This is a genomic window from Novibacillus thermophilus, from assembly GCF_002005165.1.
GTDB classification, from domain to species: domain Bacteria; phylum Bacillota; class Bacilli; order Thermoactinomycetales; family Novibacillaceae; genus Novibacillus; species Novibacillus thermophilus.
Window position 1 is genome coordinate 2,314,167 of sequence record NZ_CP019699.1, and the last position, 17,192, is coordinate 2,331,358.

Annotated in this window: 23 protein-coding genes; 20 read left to right on the forward strand and 3 right to left on the reverse strand. The window is 53.6% G+C overall.

The features are described 5' to 3' along the window. Positions 1-111 precede the first annotated feature (111 nt). The 8 genes from B0W44_RS11320 to B0W44_RS17805 all read left to right on the forward strand — a co-directional run bounded on the left by B0W44_RS11320 (position 112) and on the right by B0W44_RS17805 (position 7,557). A complete protein-coding gene (locus B0W44_RS11320; protein ID WP_077720128.1) occupies positions 112-1,797 on the forward strand; it encodes a DNA repair helicase XPB in 1,686 nt (561 codons plus the stop codon). After that, on the forward strand, positions 1,779-3,656 hold the full coding sequence (locus tag B0W44_RS11325; RefSeq protein WP_077720129.1) for a helicase-associated domain-containing protein: 1,878 nt from the start codon (positions 1,779-1,781) through the stop codon (positions 3,654-3,656). The genes B0W44_RS11320 and B0W44_RS11325 overlap by 19 nt, the downstream gene beginning before the upstream one ends. Before the next feature lie 81 nt (positions 3,657-3,737). Then, entirely contained in the window at positions 3,738-4,154 is a 417-nt protein-coding gene (locus B0W44_RS11330; RefSeq protein ID WP_228441036.1) for a YlbF/YmcA family competence regulator, read from the forward strand. A 107-nt stretch (positions 4,155-4,261) separates the two neighbouring features. Further along, complete coding sequence (locus B0W44_RS11335) at positions 4,262-4,951, forward strand: hypothetical protein (protein ID WP_149026994.1); 690 nt, start codon at positions 4,262-4,264, stop codon at positions 4,949-4,951. Positions 4,952-5,031: 80 nt separating this feature from the next. Continuing rightward, a complete protein-coding gene (locus B0W44_RS11340) occupies positions 5,032-5,292 on the forward strand; it encodes a YlbG family protein (protein ID WP_077720131.1) in 261 nt (86 codons plus the stop codon). 100 nt (positions 5,293-5,392) lie between these two features. Continuing rightward, positions 5,393-6,631, forward strand: a complete 1,239-nt coding sequence (locus tag B0W44_RS11345) for an MFS transporter (protein ID WP_077720132.1) — start codon at positions 5,393-5,395, stop codon at positions 6,629-6,631. Positions 6,632-6,741: 110 nt separating this feature from the next. After that, positions 6,742-6,849 (forward strand): sporulation protein YjcZ, encoded by a 108-nt coding sequence (locus tag B0W44_RS18360; protein ID WP_194295042.1) that lies wholly within the window; start codon positions 6,742-6,744, stop codon positions 6,847-6,849. Between the two features lie 168 nt (positions 6,850-7,017). Further along, positions 7,018-7,557, forward strand: coding sequence for a hypothetical protein (locus B0W44_RS17805; protein ID WP_149026995.1), 540 nt, complete (start codon positions 7,018-7,020; stop codon positions 7,555-7,557). A gap of 81 nt (positions 7,558-7,638) precedes the next feature. Here B0W44_RS17805 and B0W44_RS18185 read toward each other — a convergent pair whose 3' ends face one another. Next, positions 7,639-7,812, reverse strand: coding sequence for a hypothetical protein (locus B0W44_RS18185; protein WP_169835543.1), 174 nt, complete (start codon positions 7,810-7,812; stop codon positions 7,639-7,641). Positions 7,813-8,071: 259 nt separating this feature from the next. Between B0W44_RS18185 and nagB the strand changes: the two genes are divergently transcribed. From nagB to B0W44_RS11385, 9 genes are all read left to right on the forward strand, one after another. Further along, a complete protein-coding gene (gene nagB / locus B0W44_RS11350) occupies positions 8,072-8,797 on the forward strand; it encodes a glucosamine-6-phosphate deaminase (RefSeq protein ID WP_077720133.1) in 726 nt (241 codons plus the stop codon). A gap of 40 nt (positions 8,798-8,837) precedes the next feature. Then, a complete protein-coding gene (locus B0W44_RS11355; protein WP_077720134.1) occupies positions 8,838-9,260 on the forward strand; it encodes a YkvA family protein in 423 nt (140 codons plus the stop codon). Positions 9,261-9,291: 31 nt separating this feature from the next. Then, positions 9,292-10,116: a septum site-determining protein MinD gene (gene minD, locus B0W44_RS11360; RefSeq protein WP_228441039.1), complete on the forward strand. Its 825-nt coding sequence runs from the start codon at positions 9,292-9,294 to the stop codon at positions 10,114-10,116. A 33-nt stretch (positions 10,117-10,149) separates the two neighbouring features. Next, positions 10,150-10,443 (forward strand): cell division topological specificity factor MinE, encoded by a 294-nt coding sequence (locus B0W44_RS11365; protein ID WP_077720135.1) that lies wholly within the window; start codon positions 10,150-10,152, stop codon positions 10,441-10,443. Between the two features lie 110 nt (positions 10,444-10,553). Continuing rightward, positions 10,554-10,949, forward strand: a complete 396-nt coding sequence (locus tag B0W44_RS11370; RefSeq protein WP_149026996.1) for a hypothetical protein — start codon at positions 10,554-10,556, stop codon at positions 10,947-10,949. Between the two features lie 129 nt (positions 10,950-11,078). Beyond that, the gene (locus B0W44_RS18190; RefSeq protein ID WP_169835544.1) at positions 11,079-11,246 is read left to right on the forward strand and encodes a hypothetical protein; all 168 of its coding nucleotides are present in this window, start codon (positions 11,079-11,081) and stop codon (positions 11,244-11,246) included. Positions 11,247-11,379: 133 nt separating this feature from the next. Next, positions 11,380-11,619: a spore coat associated protein CotJA gene (locus B0W44_RS11375; RefSeq protein ID WP_077720137.1), complete on the forward strand. Its 240-nt coding sequence runs from the start codon at positions 11,380-11,382 to the stop codon at positions 11,617-11,619. Next, on the forward strand, positions 11,612-11,863 hold the full coding sequence (locus B0W44_RS11380) for a spore coat protein CotJB (protein WP_077721365.1): 252 nt from the start codon (positions 11,612-11,614) through the stop codon (positions 11,861-11,863). Before B0W44_RS11375 ends, B0W44_RS11380 begins: the two co-directional genes overlap by 8 nt. 80 nt (positions 11,864-11,943) lie before the next feature. After that, positions 11,944-12,513 carry a manganese catalase family protein gene (locus B0W44_RS11385; RefSeq protein ID WP_077720138.1) on the forward strand — a complete coding sequence of 190 codons (570 nt, stop codon included), beginning with the start codon at positions 11,944-11,946 and terminating at the stop codon, positions 12,511-12,513. A gap of 58 nt (positions 12,514-12,571) precedes the next feature. On the opposite strand, the gene B0W44_RS11390 is transcribed toward B0W44_RS11385, so the two are convergent. Then, on the reverse strand, positions 12,572-13,291 hold the full coding sequence (locus tag B0W44_RS11390; RefSeq protein WP_077720139.1) for an anti-sigma factor: 720 nt from the start codon (positions 13,289-13,291) through the stop codon (positions 12,572-12,574). Next, the gene (locus B0W44_RS11395) at positions 13,288-13,878 is read right to left on the reverse strand and encodes a sigma-70 family RNA polymerase sigma factor (RefSeq protein WP_169835545.1); all 591 of its coding nucleotides are present in this window, start codon (positions 13,876-13,878) and stop codon (positions 13,288-13,290) included. The genes B0W44_RS11390 and B0W44_RS11395 overlap by 4 nt, the downstream gene beginning before the upstream one ends. Positions 13,879-14,040: 162 nt before the next feature. Between B0W44_RS11395 and B0W44_RS11400 the strand changes: the two genes are divergently transcribed. The 3 genes from B0W44_RS11400 to B0W44_RS11410 are packed head-to-tail and all read left to right on the forward strand — an operon-like array spanning position 14,041 to position 17,182. Then, positions 14,041-15,168, forward strand: a complete 1,128-nt coding sequence (locus B0W44_RS11400; protein WP_228441042.1) for a COG1470 family protein — start codon at positions 14,041-14,043, stop codon at positions 15,166-15,168. 3 nt (positions 15,169-15,171) lie between these two features. After that, the gene (locus B0W44_RS11405; protein ID WP_077720141.1) at positions 15,172-16,152 is read left to right on the forward strand and encodes an ABC transporter ATP-binding protein; all 981 of its coding nucleotides are present in this window, start codon (positions 15,172-15,174) and stop codon (positions 16,150-16,152) included. Continuing rightward, positions 16,115-17,182 (forward strand): ABC transporter permease, encoded by a 1,068-nt coding sequence (locus B0W44_RS11410; RefSeq protein ID WP_418304046.1) that lies wholly within the window; start codon positions 16,115-16,117, stop codon positions 17,180-17,182. The genes B0W44_RS11405 and B0W44_RS11410 overlap by 38 nt, the downstream gene beginning before the upstream one ends. The last annotated feature ends 10 nt before the right edge of the window (positions 17,183-17,192 follow it).

Here is a 17,192-nt window from a genome sequence, read left to right on the forward strand (position 1 = left end):
CATCCGTCGATGCGTCACGCGATTTTCTTCTGTTATTTTATGATAAAAATGCGACATGTGAACCAAGATATAAGATGACAGCTGCTTGACAAAACTCGGGGGTGACGGGAGTTGCACTTTCGCCCGGATAATCCGCTCATCGTGCAGTCCGATCATACAATTTTGTTAGAAGCAGGGCACCCTAAGTTTCCGGAAGTGCGTGACGGACTGGCCGCCTTTGCCGAACTGGAAAAGAGCCCAGAGTATGTTCACACGTACCGCATCACGCCGCTCTCTGTTTGGAATGCGGCTGCAGCCGGTATGTCGGCAGAGACCATCATCCACTGTTTAGAGGAGTGGAGCAAGTTCGAGATCCCTCCGTCCCTCGTGCGGGAGATCCACGTTCACGCGAAGCGTTACGGCTTAATTCGCTTGGAGACGCGACGGGATACCCTCGTGTTAACCAGCGGTGATGTGGCATTGTTGCATCAGGTGATCAGCGCCCCACAAGTTCAGCCACTCGTAGAGCAACCGCTGGAGGACGGTGCTGTTCCCGTCAAGCACAAAGCCCGGGGGAAAGTGAAACAAGAGTTGCTCAAAGCTGGTTATCCGGTAGAAGACGTGGCCGGCTACTCAGATGGAGAGCGTCTGCAGGTGAGACTCAAGGAAACGGAGACGTTTCGCCTCAGACCATATCAGCGGGAAGCCGTGGAGGCTTTTTATCGCCAAGGGGCCGCTACGGGGGGAAGCGGGGTGCTGGTGCTGCCGTGCGGAGCGGGAAAAACGGTCGTCGGCCTCGGAGTGATGGAGCGGGTCGGAAGCGCTACCCTTATTTTAGCCCCAAATACGACGTCCGTTCGGCAGTGGATTCGTGAAATACGTGAAAAGACAGACGTCCCGAGTGAGATGGTCGGCGAGTATACGGGCCTGGAAAAAGAAGTGAAACCGATAACGGTCGCGACGTATCAAATGTTGACAAACCGCCAACACAGTGACGATTCATTTCCCCACATGCAGTTGTTTTCCAAGCGCGATTGGGGGCTCATCATTTACGACGAAGTCCATTTGTTGCCTGCGCCTGTATTTCGGGCCACTGCTCTGTTGCAGGCTAAACGCCGCCTCGGCTTGACCGCCACACTCGTGCGTGAAGACGGAAGAGAGCAGGACGTTTTTTCCCTCGTCGGGCCCAAGAAAATGGATGTGCCGTGGAAGAGCCTGGAAAGGGAGGGGTGGATTGCCCGAGCCGACTGCTGGGAAATCCGAACCTCCCTTCCCTATGAGCGGCGCAAGGCCTACACCCGAGCCCCCTCCCGGGAAAAGTACCGCATCGCGAGCGAAAATCCGCGCAAGATCGGCGTCCTCAAGCGCATTTTAGAACGCCACCCGCACAGCCAAGTCATCGTGATCGGACAGTATTTGGATCAGTTGCGGGAAGTGGCAGCCGAGCTAGGCGCGCCACTCATCACCGGTCAAGTCGCTCAATCAGAACGGGACCAGCTGTATCGGCAGTTTCAGCGGGGGATGTTCTCCGTGATCGTCGTTTCGAAAGTGGCGAACTTTGCCGTCGATCTGCCCGATGCCAACGTTGCGGTGCAGTTATCCGGTACGTTCGGGTCGCGGCAAGAAGAGGCGCAGCGGTTGGGACGCATTTTGCGTCCGAAGCGGGGGGACAACCGCGCCTATTTCTACACGGTTGTCAGCCGGGATTCGAAAGACGAAGCGTATGCTCTTAAACGGCAGCGGTTTTTAGTCGAACAGGGGTACCGTTATACAGTAGTGGATGCAGAGGAGTTAGATGAGTGGGTGGTGTCGTCATGATCAAGGTGAAAGATTGTTGGGATCAACTGTCTTCACGCGTTCAGCAAAAGATCGTGAGCCATCACCCGCACGTGTCAGGAGACAGCAGCAGGAAAGAACTGACCGATCCGCTGTACTGGGAGTCGTACTTAAAGGAATTAAACCGTGACGAAAAGGCCGTTGTGCACTGGATGGCTTTGGAGCGGGGAGAGGTCGGTCTCTCGTTCCGAGATTTGCGGGGAAACGACCTTCCTCTGCGCCCCGTACCGTTTCGTGTGGCGTTAACCCGCCTCCGGCAACGCGGTGTCGTTTACGCTGTACGCCAAAAGTGGGGGGAAACGTTTTACATTATACCGGGCGACATTCGGGAGGCTTGGCTTAAATCCGTCCTGACGGACGCGACAGCACCCGCCGAGAACGTGGAAGTGACGGCTCTCGCGCCTCCCGGCAGCGTACACGATCTGTTCCACCTGATGGTCATGATCGACCGGGACGGTCTTCCGTTAACGGAGAAGGGCGACGTCCGTCGCCGCGCTGCACAGAAGATGGACGTCGAGTTGGAAACAGAAGGGGAAGCTTTTGCTGATGCCCGTTGGATTAACAGAAACGAGCCCACTGGATTCCACATCGTTTTTCAAATAGCAGAGTGGTGCGGGTTGCTGACAGCTGAAACGGGGAGGTGGGCTCTGAAACGGCAGGCGCTGGACACGTGGTTGACCATGTCCTACAAAGGGGCGGCGGCATATGTGTACCAGCAAGTGAAACGGGCGCTGTTGCAGGAAAACCCCCGACTGGCGGCCGTGCTGTGGTGGATGGAGCAACAGTCGGAATGGGTGTCCGTCCGAGATATGGCCTTGATGTGGTTACAGAAGACAGAAAAGCCAGAGCGGAATTGGAAAGCGTTGGCCGACGCGTGGATGAAAACGTGCTTGCGCCCTTTTCACAGTTTGGGGTGGATTGACTGGGGAGAGTGTCTCTCCGGAACGGCGTGGAGGTGGTCTGTCTTTTCTCCGTTTGTTGAGGGGAAGGACGCAGTAGAGCAGCGCTGGTTTGTACAACCGAATTTTGAGTGGTTGATCCCGTTTAATTTTCCCCTTGACTTGCGGTGGAAGGCAGCCCAGTTCGCCGACTTAGTGCAGACGGACCGTCTGTGCACGTATGTGTTAAGTGGCGACTCCGTGAAACGGGGGCTGGCAAAAGGGTGGACGGCGGAAGACATCGTCCAATTTTTAAAACGGTACAGTGCCGTGCCCCTGCCACAAAATGTGGTAGCCAGCATCCGGCAGTGGGAAAAAAACTTGATCGGGCCCGTGCGGTTGGAACGGGTGTTGTTGATGAGCTGTGAAGACGAGCACATTGCCCGTCAATTGAGCACCGATCCGAGCATCGGACCATCGTTTAGGCGCCGTCTCGGTGGGAGGCATTTTGTGGTAGACGAGCAATCGGCTGGGCGCTTAGTGCGGCAGTTAGAAGCTGCAGGATACCCTCCGTTCACGATTGAAAGGAGCGGCGCCGCAGAAGACGCCAGTTCTCAGCCGGTCGCAGGAGATAAAAAGCATCGGCTTCAAGTGGAAAACCGCTATCCGGAACTGACAGAAGCAGTACCGGGCTTAGAACGCCTTCCTAAGCTGTGGACGAGCACGATGCGCCTGTATCATCCGTCAACGCTGATAAAGCTCGTGGAACGGGCGGTGGAGATGCAGTTAGAGCTGGAGTGGCGCCGTCCCCGTTCAGACCGATGCGACATTTTACGACCAATTCGCGTTTTTAACACCGACGGAGTATGGAAGGTGGAGGGGCTAGATCAGAAAGAAGAAGCGAAGGAGATAGAGTTGCAACACATCGGCGAAGTGCGCATACGCGTTCCTGAGTTAACGTAGCCTTGAGAAGGGAGTTATGCTTCGTTTCCTTCTGTGACGACAGAGTACCGCTGTGTTACAATAAGGACGGAGGGATGCGACGTGGCTTCCTTAGACATGCTGGAAATTTTGCAAGACGTTTACGATATATCCGATTCTATCAACAATTCGGAACTCGTCGCCCGCTACTTGGAAAAAAAGCGCCTCATGGCAGAGGATGAGTCGGCGCAACGCCTCATTCGCCAGTTCCAACAAAAAAAAGAACGGTTTGAAGAGGCGAAGCGTTTCGGGCATTTTCACCCCGATTATCATCAAGCGAAGAAAGAAGCGCACACGTTCAGGCGCGAAATGGAAAAGCACCCGGTCATCGGGGCGTATCTCAAGGCTGAGCACGAATTGGACGAATTGTTGTTTCACGTGATCAAAACAATTGCCCACGCCGTGTCGCCGACGATCAAAATTCCGTCCAATGATCCGCGGCTTGAGCGGTCTACGATTCAAAAGAAAAGCTGTGGTTAGAGGAAATCACTGTAAGTCCGTTGTCCGTTAGATTGGGCAGCGTTTTTTTGTGAAACCGCTGCGCAGGTCTTTTCGTCTAATCATGATAGAAGGAGATGGAGAGTCATTTGAAGCGCAGCGTTGCCCTCATTTTGTGTACAGCGTGTATAGTAGCGTGCTGCAGTTGGCCCTTGGGAGAAACTGTGCAATCTGTCGGGTTTACCGTCCTGGAATCGCCAGGGTACGACAAGACTCCGACAGTTCCCGAGGTGAGTATCGTGAATGTCGGCGATGAGACCGTGGACATCCTCATCACCGGTGAAGCGTTGAACAACGGCGCATCTCCCTTTGTGGTTCGCAACATTAAAGCAAACCGCAGTGAACTCCAGATCGTCCTCGATTGGGATACAAGTGGCGATGCGTTTCCCCGGCCCGTGCACCAGCTAATCCGCCTGGAAAAAGGCGACTGGTGGTCTGCTGATGAACAGCCGGCTATTCGGCTCCTCAATGGGAACAGGGGCTTGCTCCAGGCCGTGTCAACGCCACAGCAAGTACGGGATGCTGTCGCCGACCATTTGCCTGGACTGAAAGGCCAACACACGTATCTGAAGTTTTCGTTTGCAGAGGTGGCGAGTTCGGATCCGAAGGGTCTTTGGGATGTCACTGTCGTCGGCTCTTTACGAGAAGCTGACGGAAACGATATGGACGTTGTGGCCAAGATAACGCTCCTCGATCGCGATTTGACCGTATCCTCAGGGAAAGTCACGTACTATTCACCGAGTAACGGCACGATTGTAAAAACGGAGGAACTGCCGTAGCCCGTTGCCCAGACAGCTTATTTCGTGGTATCATGAAATTGGCACATGTCAGTCGATGCGATAGAAGGAGTTCATACACGATGCAAATAGCAGAGCGCACTGGCTTAGCTGTTTGGGTGAATGATTTGCGGAAAGCCCGTTCCCTCGGACGTTTTGGGAACATACACTACATGTCAAAACGGTTAAAGTACGTCTGCATGTACGTCGACGCGCGTAAAGAAAAGCAGTTGATCGAACGCATACAGAGTATGCCGTTCGTCATACGCGTGGAAAAGTCCTTGCGCAAGGAACTACCGACGGAATTCAAAGGAATCCGGGAAGGAAAGAAAACCCCTTCTTGAGCTGACGCCCGTGGCAGCCTGCAAATGAGCAGGCTGTTTCATTATGACAAAATATTTCGTTACACGAAATATTTATGAGATGTTAAGGGAGATGCGATGTATGGAGAGATGGAAGCGAAATTTGTGGGTTTTGGCTGTCGCTCAGTTTTTGGTCATGGGTGCGATGACGATGATCGTGCCGTTTTTGCCGCTTTACTTAAATGAACTGGGCATGACAGACCCTGAAGACGTCCAGTTGTGGGCCGGATTTATTTTTGGCATCAACTTTTTGTCGGCGTTTGTGGTGTCACCCGTTTGGGGGATGTTAGCTGACAAATACGGGCGCAAGATCATGGTAATCCGCTCCGGCATCGGCATGTCCATTGCGATCACGTTGATGGGATTGGCCTCCAGCCCGCTCCACCTGCTGATTTTGCGTTTTGTCAACGGGTTGGTTTCAGGTTTCATTCCGGCTGGAATTTCTCTGACGGCAGCGAACACGCCGAGGGAGAGAGTAGGGTACGCCCTCGGCTTGCTCCAGGCCGGTGCCGTGGCTGGTTCGGTGATGGGCCCCCTTTTCGGTGGCCTCATGGCGGAGTGGTTTGGCTTTCGCACCATTTTTACGATGACTGGCATTTTGGTGTTTGTAGCTACAATGGTCGTGTTGTTGATGGTGAGAGAATTGCACAAGCCAGATCCGGCGAACGTGAAAGTGAGCGGCTTCTTCCGTGAAGGTTCGGCTATTTTGCGGAACAGGACCTTGCTGCCGCTTTTCAGTGTGGCGTTTTTGATCCAATTTGCCATGATGAGCCCCAATCCGCAAATGCCGCTCTTCGTGCAGCAGTTGGGAGCACCAGGGGGTTACGTCGTCTTCTTTGCCGGCTTGGTGACGGCCGTCACCGGACTCGCCAACATTGTGGCTTCGCCGCAGCTCGGAAAGCTGGGGGACCGATTCGGTTCCCAGTACGTGTTGCTCTTGGCTTTGCTCGGGGCGGCTGTTTTCTTTATTCCCCACGCGTTTGTGACGAATGTCTGGCAACTGTTACTGTGCCGCTTTTTGCTCGGTTTGTTTGTCGGCGGCCTGCTTCCATCGCTCAATTCTCTCGTGCGCCACAATGTTCCCACCGGAAAAGAGAGCACGGCTTACGGATACAGCAACAGCGCCGTATGTCTGGGCAACATGCTCGGGCCCTTTGTCGGCGGACTGGTGAGCGGCTGGATTGGGATCAGGGGGTTGTTCCTCATCACATCCCTTCTGTTGTTGCTGAACAGTGTGTGGTTTAGAGTGTCGTTCGGCGCTTCTTTCAAGGGGGAACGGAGAAACCGGAGCAAGCAAAAACAGACGTTGACCCATGTATAACGGAGCGTTTTTAAAAGTTAGGCGGAACGTTCGGGATAGGTGCGTATACGAGATAAACGTAGTCTCCATATAGTGTAGTAACTTTGACAGGGAAAGGAGGATGTTGCGGCATGGCATCTGGATACGGTGGCGGATACGGTTACGGATTTTACAACTATCGCGGTTTGCTCCTGTTGATTCTGTTGATTATCATCTTCTTCTGGTTTATCTGGAACTAGCCTCTCTTGTCAAAGTACCCGGCAGCTTGGCCGGGTTTTTCTTTTGCTCGGATCACAGGGGTATGAGTGTATAAACGGTCTCCCCGGTATAGGTGACTATACGGTCCACCGACAGGTCGCATACAATGTGTTGATCCAAATTTCACTAGTCGCGGAGGGGTGGATATATTGTTAAAATCACTGTTCTTGCAACGCATGAGGAGGGCTCCGTACCCGGGAATCGCGAGATTTGGCCCGGGGCCTGTGGGGCCGCCGGGGTTCAGGTTAAGTCAGGGAATGAGGCCTGGCAAGAGGCGGGGACCGTTTGGACCCGCTCTAGGCAGACGTCCAGGCCGAGGACCGTTTCCTGGGGGAGAGTTTCAACCGGGAGGGCCTGGATTCGCAGGAGGCCGTCCACCAGGTGCAGATGGGCCGCCTCCTGGGATTGAACAAGGTCCAGGGGGAGCTGGTCCAGGGTTCGGACCGGAACCGGGACTTCCCTTTAGCGGGCACGGTCCCGGAGGACCAGGGTTAGAAGCCGGGCCCGGATTTCCCGGCGGGCCAGGAGGCTTTGGCCTCGGAGGATTGCCGCCTGGGGGAGGCGGATTGGGTCCTGGCGGTCCGGGATTCGGTCCCGGATTCGCGGGACCGGAAGGTCTAGGTGTTCACGGACCAGAAGAGCCGATCGGTGTACCGGATTTTGATCCCGACCGCGGTTTGCGCCTTTGAACGAAAATGGAACATCACGTAAAAGGAACGCCCGTTGTGTTTTTGGAACGGGCGCTCCTTTTTTCGCGAACTTACATCACGTCAAAAGCGAACACCGCCGATAAACCAGAATAGGACGATGACCAACAAGATCAGTAAAAGAAGTTTTCTAGGGCTGGAGAAAAAGTCGCTGGACGGATACCCCCCTGTCGGGTACGGATAAGGACACGGAAAATCGGTGCCCATTGCGTATATCGCATGATCGTATGGAAACACGTCACATTCCCCCTTTTCACCGCGTTGAATGTATTGAGAACCGCGTGCAGCTCGGAACCGGCGAACGTCATGAAACAGCGTCTCCGGGACATGATGTCGCGTCTACCCGTAGTCTGAGCGGACAGAATGTATTTTCAGTATACAGAGTATGTCTTAAAACCGTCACCTGTCATGAACAATTGCAAAGTATTCTAAAACGGGCGCAGAACCGAATGCTGTGATAATATAGGGACGTAGTGTTGTGAAAGGAGAACGAGAGATGGAACTGAAGAAATATGCTGACTACGATCAGATGAGCGAGGCTGTGGCAAAGGAAATTGCGGCGCACGTCCGCCGTCACCCGCGCACCGTTCTCGGGTTGGCTACAGGGAGCACACCGATCGGACTGTACCGCGAACTCATCCGACACCACAGGGAAGAACAGCTGGATTTTTCAGAAGTGATCACGTTTAACTTGGACGAGTATTACGGGATTCAATCGGATCACCCGCAAAGTTATCACCGGTTTATGCAGGACCACTTTTTTGCACACGTGAATATTCCGGAACAACACATTCACATTCCGGAGAGCCAACCGGAGGACGTACAGTCGTACTGTCGCCGTTACGATGAGATGATTGAAGAGGCAGGCGGTATCGACATTCAAATACTGGGGATCGGCTCTAACGGCCATATCGGCTTCAACGAACCGGCAGAAGAACTTCAACTGCATACGCACCAAGTGCAGCTGGCGCCTTCTACGATTGAGGCAAACTCCCGGTTCTTTTCCAGTCGAGATGAAGTGCCGCGATCGGCGATTACGATGGGGATGCGTTCGATTCTGAAAGCCCGGCGCATCTTTTTGTTGGCCAGCGGAGAAGGAAAAGCGCCGATTGTGAAAAAGTTGATGAAACCTGCCATTTCGACACGCCTTCCCGCTAGTTTGCTCTGGTTGCACGACAATGTCCAAATCTGTGTAGACGGCGCAGCGGCTCAATTATTATAATAAGGTGAACACCACCTCGAACAGGAGGGGGCACAGCTAGATGGCACACCACCACTCCACTGAGCACTTCGTCCCGGCTGTGCTGCGTCTGTTGCAGCATTTACAGCGGGATGCCTCTACGCCTAAAGGGGAACGGACGATTTTACAACAGTTCAACAAAAAAATTGAGCGTGTAGGCGGGAAACACGAATTTATCGAAAAGCTGCGCCTCATGTACGATTACTTTATCGACCCCCACACGAGCAGGAAACAGAAGGTGTGGATCGGCGCGGCGCTGTTGTACTTCATCATGCCCATGGACGTCATCGTCGACGTCGTACCCGGCTTGGGGTGGTTGGACGACGGAGTTGCGGCGCTGTTTGTGTGGAACTTGATGAGACATGAGATGAACCGTTATGAGCGTCGCCGGAAGAAAGAACACGAGGGCGTCGATTGTCGGCAACGGACCATTAACAGCGGATAGTGGCGTTATGAATCATAGAAGGAAATCTTTTATGGAGAAAGGAGACCGGGAAAACATGAGTCATGAGTCGGTGGCGATTACGGTTACGAGCGGCAAAGGCGGCGTCGGCAAATCGACAACGGTCGCGTCTGTCGGCATGGGTTTGGCCCGTTTAGGAAAAAAAGTGTGTTTGATGGACACGGATATCGGACTGAGAAAATTGGATTTAATGTTAGGTGTGGAGAATCGCATCGTATACGATCTCGTGGATGTCATCGAGGGAACGTGTAAGCTAAGACAGGCCCTCGTCCGGCACAAACAGTATACGGAATTGGCTTTACTCCCTGCGGCTCAAACGCGCTACAAGGAAGAAGTGACGCCGGAGCAGGTGAAACGTGTCGTCGACGAGCTCCGCGCAGATTTTGATTACATACTGATCGATTCGCCGGCTGGAATCGAAGGGGGATTCCGCAACGCCATTGCACCGGCAGACCGGGCCATACTCGTCGTCAATCCGGAAATTCCGTCAGTGCGCGATTCCGACCGAGTCATCGGGTTGTTGGAAGCGGCGGAATTGAGTGAACTGAACCTCATCATTAACCGAGTTCAGCCGCGAATGGTGGAAGAAGGCGACATGTTGAGTGTGGAACGGGTCCAAAACCATTTAGCCATTCGTCTACTCGGTGTGGTTCCAGAAGACAAGCGCATTATCCGCTCTTCCAATACGGGAGAACCGGTTATCGCCGATGAGAAATCTCTTGCAGGACAAGCCTTCTTCAATATTGCGCGCCGCATGACGGGTGAAGAGGTGCCGTTTCTCGATTTGGAAGAGCGCGGCTTAATTTCAAAATTGAAGCGAATCTTCAGCACGGCTTAGCCGCGATGCTGAAATGTTTGGGGAGGGGAGCGCGTGAATTTTATCAAGCGTATACTCGGACAGAAAGAACGCTCTGCCGACAAGGCAGATGACCGCTTGTCGCTCGTGTTAAACTACCAGAGGCTGCAGATTGACGAGAACCGATTGGAAGAATTCGAACGACGGCTCATTGAATTGTGTGAGGAATTCGGTTACGACGTGATCGGGCAAGTCGAAGTGCGACCGCAACACGTCTCCCGCAAGACTGTCCTCAATGCAAACATACCCGTGAAGATGCGCGGTGATTCAGACGTTGAAGCAGAAGTGAGGCGGGCTCGCGGCCTGTAATGTTTTTCAAAAACGCGTATAAAAAGGGCGTCAATGGGGAAAAATGGATGCCAATCCTATCATCTCTTTCTACTCATGACCGTATGGATTAAGAGATTCGGGGTGGGCCCATGTCCAACCTATACACGCCAGATTGCTCGGCAGAAGCAGCCGTGTCGAAAGATTCCATTCTTCTCCAGATGACGTCTCTCTATCGGCAGACAAATCGGTGCCTCCCGATTGTGTGGAGTCGTCTCGTGTTGCCGATCCTGAAAGCCCGCATGAAAGACAAAACGGTTCAGCGCGTCACCTGTTCCGAACAGGAGTTGGACGACGAACTGAAAACGGTGATCCATGATCCCGTCGCACGCCTTGCGGCCATGCGCCTGTTACAGCGTTACGATTACATCCGTGTGAGCCCTGGAGGACGCTGGACAGCTGGAACGCGGCTTTGGCAAGAAGTGGATGCTCGCCGCATGATGGAGGCGCTCGCAGGTCAACAGGCGACAGATGGCCGTGCACATTAAGGGTGTGCTGTTTTTTTCTACCTGTTTTCGAGTGGCGGAAGGATTTTTGGCGATGATCGCGAATAGAATAATAGGGGTAAATGAAGGAGTGCGCCAGAATGTAAGTGATTTCACGCGGGAGGTATGGGAATGGAGACGAAAGCCGATATTGAGCGCTTGATCAGACACAAGCGGGAGCAGCTGAATTTAGCTATCGAGCGGCACGAGTTTTTGGAACAGTATGAACTGAAGCAAGAGATTGAGGACTTGTTAAAAAAGTGCGAGAAATCGAGTGAAGCTTTTGCCGCGAATCTTTAGCGGGTGAACGAAGGCGGTGTTCCCAAACGGGGCACCGCTTTTTACGTTTCTGCCCATTTTTAGGATAACTGTGCCTTCACCCAGGGCGGGTGCATAAAATGGCGTTGACAAATGCACGAGGAGGGCAAATGTCATGTTCACGAACTATAAATATTGGTACCCGTATATTAGCCCGTTTGACCCTTGTCCGCCTAGACGTGTCAAAAGGTATGTCACGCCGCCCAACCTGTACCTCGGCTTTCAACCGCCGAACATGCCCCAGTTTAAACCGCGTGAAGCGCTGTTCAAGGGAACACTGTGGCCAGCCCTGTTCAGTCCTTATGCCAGCGCTTATCGAGACAGGAGGGAGTTCTGTGGCACACGCGATGCCTAAAGCGTACTACCGACTGTTGGAGGAGTTGCAGGCTGTTGACTTTGTGTTGGTGGAATTGAATCTCTATCTAGATACTCATCCGCAAGACCTGAATGCATTGAAACAGTACAACCGCTTTGCGCAGGAGCGCAAAAAGATTGCGGGCGAATTTGAGTCGCGGTTTGGCCCTTTGCAACATTTCGGTCACAGTTACTCAAGGTTTCCGTGGAAGTGGGTGGAGCCGCCGTGGCCGTGGCAAGTGTGACTCACCTGAGGTGACCAAACGAGAAATACCGATTGACCGTTCACGCTTTCACAAAAAAGACGAAGAGGAGGAAACCGAACGTGTGGATTTATGAAAAAAAATTACAGTATCCGGTGCGAGTGAGCACGTGTAACCCCCAACTGGCAAAATGGCTCATCGAGCAATACGGTGGGGCCGACGGTGAACTGTCAGCAGCCTTGCGGTACTTAAACCAGCGGTATTCGGTTCCCGACAAAGTGGTCGGCATTTTAACCGACATCGGCACAGAGGAATTCGCCCACCTGGAAATGATTGCGACGATGATTTACAAACTGACCAAAGACGCCACCCCGGAGCAAATGAAAGAAGCGGGGTTAGGTGGCCGCTACACGGATCACGACCTGGCGATGTTTTACGAAAATACGGATCGGACCCCGTGGACGGCGGCGTACATCCAGGCCAAAGGCGATCCTATCGCCGATTTGTACGAAGACATTGCGGCAGAGGAAAAAGCGCGTGCCACCTACCAGTGGATTATCGACTTGTCCGACGATCCCGATTTGAATGACGGTCTCAAGTTTTTGCGGGAACGGGAAGTCGTCCACTCCCAGCGTTTCCGGGAAGCAGTGGAGATTTTGAAAGAGGAGCGCGACCGCAAAAAATTCTTTTAAATGGGTGCCGTCGGATGTCATGTTGGGTCATCGCTTCACACCGGAAAAGAAGGGAGCCTTACCTTTTTAGGTCCACAATGAACGTTTCGGCTCCTGTCGGGACCGGGCTCCCTCCTTTCGGTTCGAGACTCGTGCGCAAGGACTGGATGCGTTGAATACCGTCACCGTGCAAGTACAAGACGGCCTTCCCGTTTTGCAGCTCCAGCACTTTGCCGTGCAAGCGGTCATCTGTATCGACGAACCACAACTGGTAGTCTTTGTGCACCATCGGGACAAGCCCTTCGACGCGGATGAGCATTTCTTTCGTCGAATCGTTCACCCACACGTCTCCCCGGACATCTGCCGCCAAAAGAGGAATGACGTCGTACTGCACCGTGTGCGGGTCGTAAATGAATGTCGCCTGTTCAAGAGGGCCGTCTTGAATGGATGGAACGTCCTGTCCGGTCGACTGGAAGGGGAGGAGGACAAGGGCGACAACAGCTAATGCGGCCAGACTGAAGCCGATGACCCACTGCTTGTTCCCCAGCCGTTTCAAGGTTGACACGTTTTGGGCGTTGTCGCGCTGGGCAACGTTGCGCATGAGGTGCCGCTTCAGTTTACCGGCCTCCGCTTCAGTGTCAGGTTGCCTGTGCAGTAGAACGTGCCACTCCCTGTACCGCCGCGAACACGACGGGCAGTGGGACAGGTGCTCATGCAGTTTCTCTGCCTCTGCTTTGGGCAAGTTGTGCAAGATCGCATCGACGAGCTGTTCGTCTGCTGCATGTCTAATGGGAGTCATTTCGGCTCACCTCGCTCAGGATGAACCCAACCGAGGAGAGTTAACCGCTTTTTTAAATTGTGCAAACCGTAACGGATCCGGGATTTAATCGTTCCCAAGGGCAGTTGAATGCGCTCAGACAGTTCGCGGTGCGTGCGTTCCTTAAAATACGCGTCGTACAACACGTTCCGTTGAGGTTCGGGTATGTCTTGCATGGCATTGTGGATCGCTTCCCGTTCGGCTCTTTCTAGGACGAGCACTTCTGCTGAGGGCGATATGATCTGCTCTCCGGCAACGCGTTCCCAATTGTCGACGCAAACGGCTTTTCTCTTTCTCAGCCGGTCGAGGCACCGGCTGCGCGTCTTAACGGCGAGCCACGCTTCCACACTGCCGCGCTCAGGATTGTAGCGCTCAGGATGTAAAAACACCTCGAGAAATACGTCGTGGCAAATGTCTTCCGCTTCTTGACGGTCTTGGACGGTATTGAACGCAATGCGAAAGACAAAACTGATGTATTGGTCGTAAAACGAAGAAAATGCCTGTTGTGAGCCGCGCTGAATCTGCCGAAACAGATCATTGCCGCGTTCTCTGTTCGTGTCGTATCCCACCTCGTACCACCTCTGCCCGCTAAGTAAGTTATTAACAAAAAAATCAAAAAATATCAAGGCGATAAATCCAAACAGCCTCCTTGCTTCGTACTTTTAGTGAAAACACGAAGGAGGTTGTATGTCTTGATGTGGAAACGGCGAGCAGTTATTACATCACTTTGTATGACACTTGTAATCGGTTTGGTCGTCGCAGCTGTTCCGACTGCACACGCCGCTGTAGGTTTTTCGCTGTACACGCCTTTTTCGGGTATTTCGGCGACGCCAGGTGAGACGATCGACTACGCCGTGGAGGTCCTGAACGACACGGACGCCATTCGGACTGTCGAGTTTAAGATGCAGAAACTTCCGGACGGATGGACGTCCCACTTGACGTCAGGCGGGCGGGATGTGCAACAGCTCTCGATTAAACCGGGAGATGCACAAGAAATAAGTTTAGAAGTTCAAGTCCCGCTGGAAGTGGAGAAAGATGTCTACACTTTTGAACTTATCGCCCAAGGTAGCGGCGTCAACAGTACGTTGCCGTTGACCGTCACCGTCACCGAGGAAGGCACGTCTGCGACAGAGTTGAGCGTGGAACAACCGAACCTGCAAGGAGATGCCGCATCAACGTTCGACTACAAAGTGACATTGCGCAACCGGACGGCCGATGAACAAAATTATGCCTTGACGGCGGATACCCCGAGGGGCTGGAGTGTGACCTTCAAGGCGGACGGCAACGATGTGACATCCGTCACGGTCGAGCCGAACAGCACGAAGGACGTTGACGTTTCGGTGAGTCCGCCAGAGAACGTAAAAGCTGGGGAGTACGCGATCCCGATTAAAGCGGCGACGAGCGCCACGTCAGCCGATGCCGAGCTGGAAGCCGTCATTACCGGGACTCATGAATTAGATCTCAGCACGCCTTCTGAACGCTTGAATACGGATGTGACCGCAGGCGGAAGTCGCACGATGGAGTTGGTCGTCACCAACGCCGGCACGGCTCCTGTATCGGACATCGAGTTGAGTGCTGAAGCCCCGACAAACTGGGAGATCAGTTTTAATCATGAGAAAATTAACGCGCTGGAACCCGGACAGTCCCAGACAGTGAAGGCCACGATTGCGGCAGCCGATGAAGCCATTGCCGGGGACTACGTCGTGACGATGAAAGCTGAATCGCCGGACGCGTCAGCGGACGCAGACATCCGGGTGTCGGTGAAGACATCGTGGCTGTGGGGAATTGTCGGCATCCTCATCATTGCGGGAGTACTTGGTGGCGTTTACTATTTGATCCGTACGTATGGGAGGCGGTAAGCCTTGGCCGACACTATCATTGAGCTCACCGAATTAACGAAAGTGTACGACCGCTATACGGCCGTCGATCACTTGACACTGACCATTCGACGCGGTGAAATCTTCGGTTTACTCGGTCCAAACGGTGCCGGAAAATCGACCACGATTCTGATGATGTTGGGATTGACGGAGCCCACTTCTGGCACGGTCCGAGTCTGCGGTCTCAACTCGACGCGGCAACCCCTTGACGTGAAAAAACGCGTAGGGTACTTGCCGGACGATGTGGGTTTTTATGAAGATTTGACCGGGTTTGAAAACCTCGTGTACACAGCTTCCCTAAACGGTCTGTCCCGTCAGGAGGGAGAGGTCCGCGCCTCGGCGTTGCTGAAACTCGTCGGACTGGAGGACGCGGCGGACAAAAAAGCCGGCAAATATTCACGGGGGATGCGCCAACGCCTCGGCTTGGCCGACGTTCTCGTCAAACACCCAGAGCTGATCATTCTCGATGAGCCGACCCTCGGGATCGACCCGGAGGGAGTGCGTGACTTTTTAAATTTAATCAAACGGCTGAATGAAGAAGAAGAGCTGACTGTTCTCGTATCCTCGCACCACTTGCACCAGGTGCAAGAAATTTGCGACCGGGTCGGGCTCTTCGTCGAAGGGAAACTGTTGGCAGAAGGAGATGTGCACAGTCTGGCGATGAAACTGTTTTCAAAAGAGTCGATCGTCATCCGTGTACAAGCATCTCCCCTTGAAAGCGAACTCGTGCGTGCGATCGAACAACTGCCGCAAGTGGAACGCGTAGAAGAAGGGGATGACGGGCAGTTGGACATTTACGGGACGGAGGACGTGACGTCAGAGATCGCCCGCCTCATCGTCGATTCGGGTGCGAGCCTCCACCATATCAGCAAAAAAGATTACAGTCTCGATGAGATTTACCACCGCTACTTTGCAGGAGGTGACCGTCGTGGCGAAAGTCGGGATCCTGAAACGATTGAACCGTGACAAGCTGCAGCGGGTGTGGCAGCCGTTCAGAAAGTGGCAAGCCGAACGATGGTCCCGCCGCACAAAAAAAGAACAGCACCCTTTTTGGGCCATCGTGCACAAGGAAGCAGCTGATTACATTCACAGCTGGCGGATCAACATTTTGTTTGCCATCATCGGCTTGACGTGCCTCGGTTCCCTGTACACGGCGGTGTCGGCCATCCGCGATGCGGCGGAAGACACGGAGGCCAGCGACGTACTGCAAACTAGCGGATTGTTTTTGAAGTTGTTTACGGTCTCCGACGGAACGTTGCCTACGTTTATTTCGTTTGTCGCGTTTTTGGGTCCCCTTTTAGGGATTGCCCTCGGGTTTGATGCCATCAATTCCGAACGGAATAAAGGGACCTTAGTCCGTATGTTGGCCCAGCCCATTCCGCGGGACTACGTTCTGAACGCCAAATTCGTCGCGGCCCTCTCGGTCATATCTGTCCTGTTTTTCATGCTCGGGTTTCTCGTCATGGGGCTCGGCATTCTCATTACCGGGATCCCACCTACGCTGGAAGAATTTTGGCGCATCTTGTTTTTCTTAATCTCGAGTATTGTGTACGTTGCGTTTTGGCTTAACCTCGGCATTTTGTTCTCTGTCCGCTTTAAACAGGCGGCCACGTCAGCGCTGGCGAGCATTGCCGTGTGGTTGTTTTTCAGTGTGTTTTATTCGATGATTGTCCAGTTGCTCGTACGCGCCACTGCCCCGTCGTCTGTTCAAAATGTCGAAGAGCTCCTCGGTTATCAATCGTTCATTCAGAATGTGATGCGCCTTTCGCCAAACCACCTGTTTACGGAGGCGACGACGACCCTGCTTTCGCCGTCGGTGCGGACTCTCGGTCCGCTCACGATGGAGCAAGTCGCGGGGGCGATCCCCAGTCCCCTTCCTCTCGGTCAAAGTTTGCTCCTCATCTGGCCGCAGCTGACAGGGCTCATCGCTTTGACAGCAGCCTGTTTCGGCCTGTCGTACGTTTGGTTTATGCGACAAGAAATTCGGTCGAGGTAACGCGAGGACC

Bases quoted from the DNA above. Each gene is read 5' to 3' on its own strand.
- B0W44_RS11400 (WP_228441042.1), top strand. From the start codon at position 14,041: ATGACACTTGTAATCGGTTTGGTCGTCGCAGCTGTTCCGACTGCACAC.
- B0W44_RS18360 (WP_194295042.1), top strand. From the start codon at position 6,742: ATGGCATCTGGATACGGTGGCGGATACGGTTACGGATTTTACAACTAT.
- B0W44_RS11375 (WP_077720137.1), top strand. From the start codon at position 11,380: ATGTTCACGAACTATAAATATTGGTACCCGTATATTAGCCCGTTTGAC.
- nagB (WP_077720133.1), top strand. From the start codon at position 8,072: ATGGAACTGAAGAAATATGCTGACTACGATCAGATGAGCGAGGCTGTG.
- minD (WP_228441039.1), top strand. From the start codon at position 9,292: ATGGAGAAAGGAGACCGGGAAAACATGAGTCATGAGTCGGTGGCGATT.
- B0W44_RS11380 (WP_077721365.1), top strand. From the start codon at position 11,612: ATGCCTAAAGCGTACTACCGACTGTTGGAGGAGTTGCAGGCTGTTGAC.
- B0W44_RS11370 (WP_149026996.1), top strand. From the start codon at position 10,554: ATGTCCAACCTATACACGCCAGATTGCTCGGCAGAAGCAGCCGTGTCG.
- B0W44_RS11345 (WP_077720132.1), top strand. From the start codon at position 5,393: ATGGAGAGATGGAAGCGAAATTTGTGGGTTTTGGCTGTCGCTCAGTTT.
- B0W44_RS18190 (WP_169835544.1), top strand. From the start codon at position 11,079: ATGGAGACGAAAGCCGATATTGAGCGCTTGATCAGACACAAGCGGGAG.
- B0W44_RS11390 (WP_077720139.1), bottom strand. From the start codon at position 13,291: ATGACTCCCATTAGACATGCAGCAGACGAACAGCTCGTCGATGCGATC.
- B0W44_RS11355 (WP_077720134.1), top strand. From the start codon at position 8,838: ATGGCACACCACCACTCCACTGAGCACTTCGTCCCGGCTGTGCTGCGT.
- B0W44_RS11340 (WP_077720131.1), top strand. From the start codon at position 5,032: ATGCAAATAGCAGAGCGCACTGGCTTAGCTGTTTGGGTGAATGATTTG.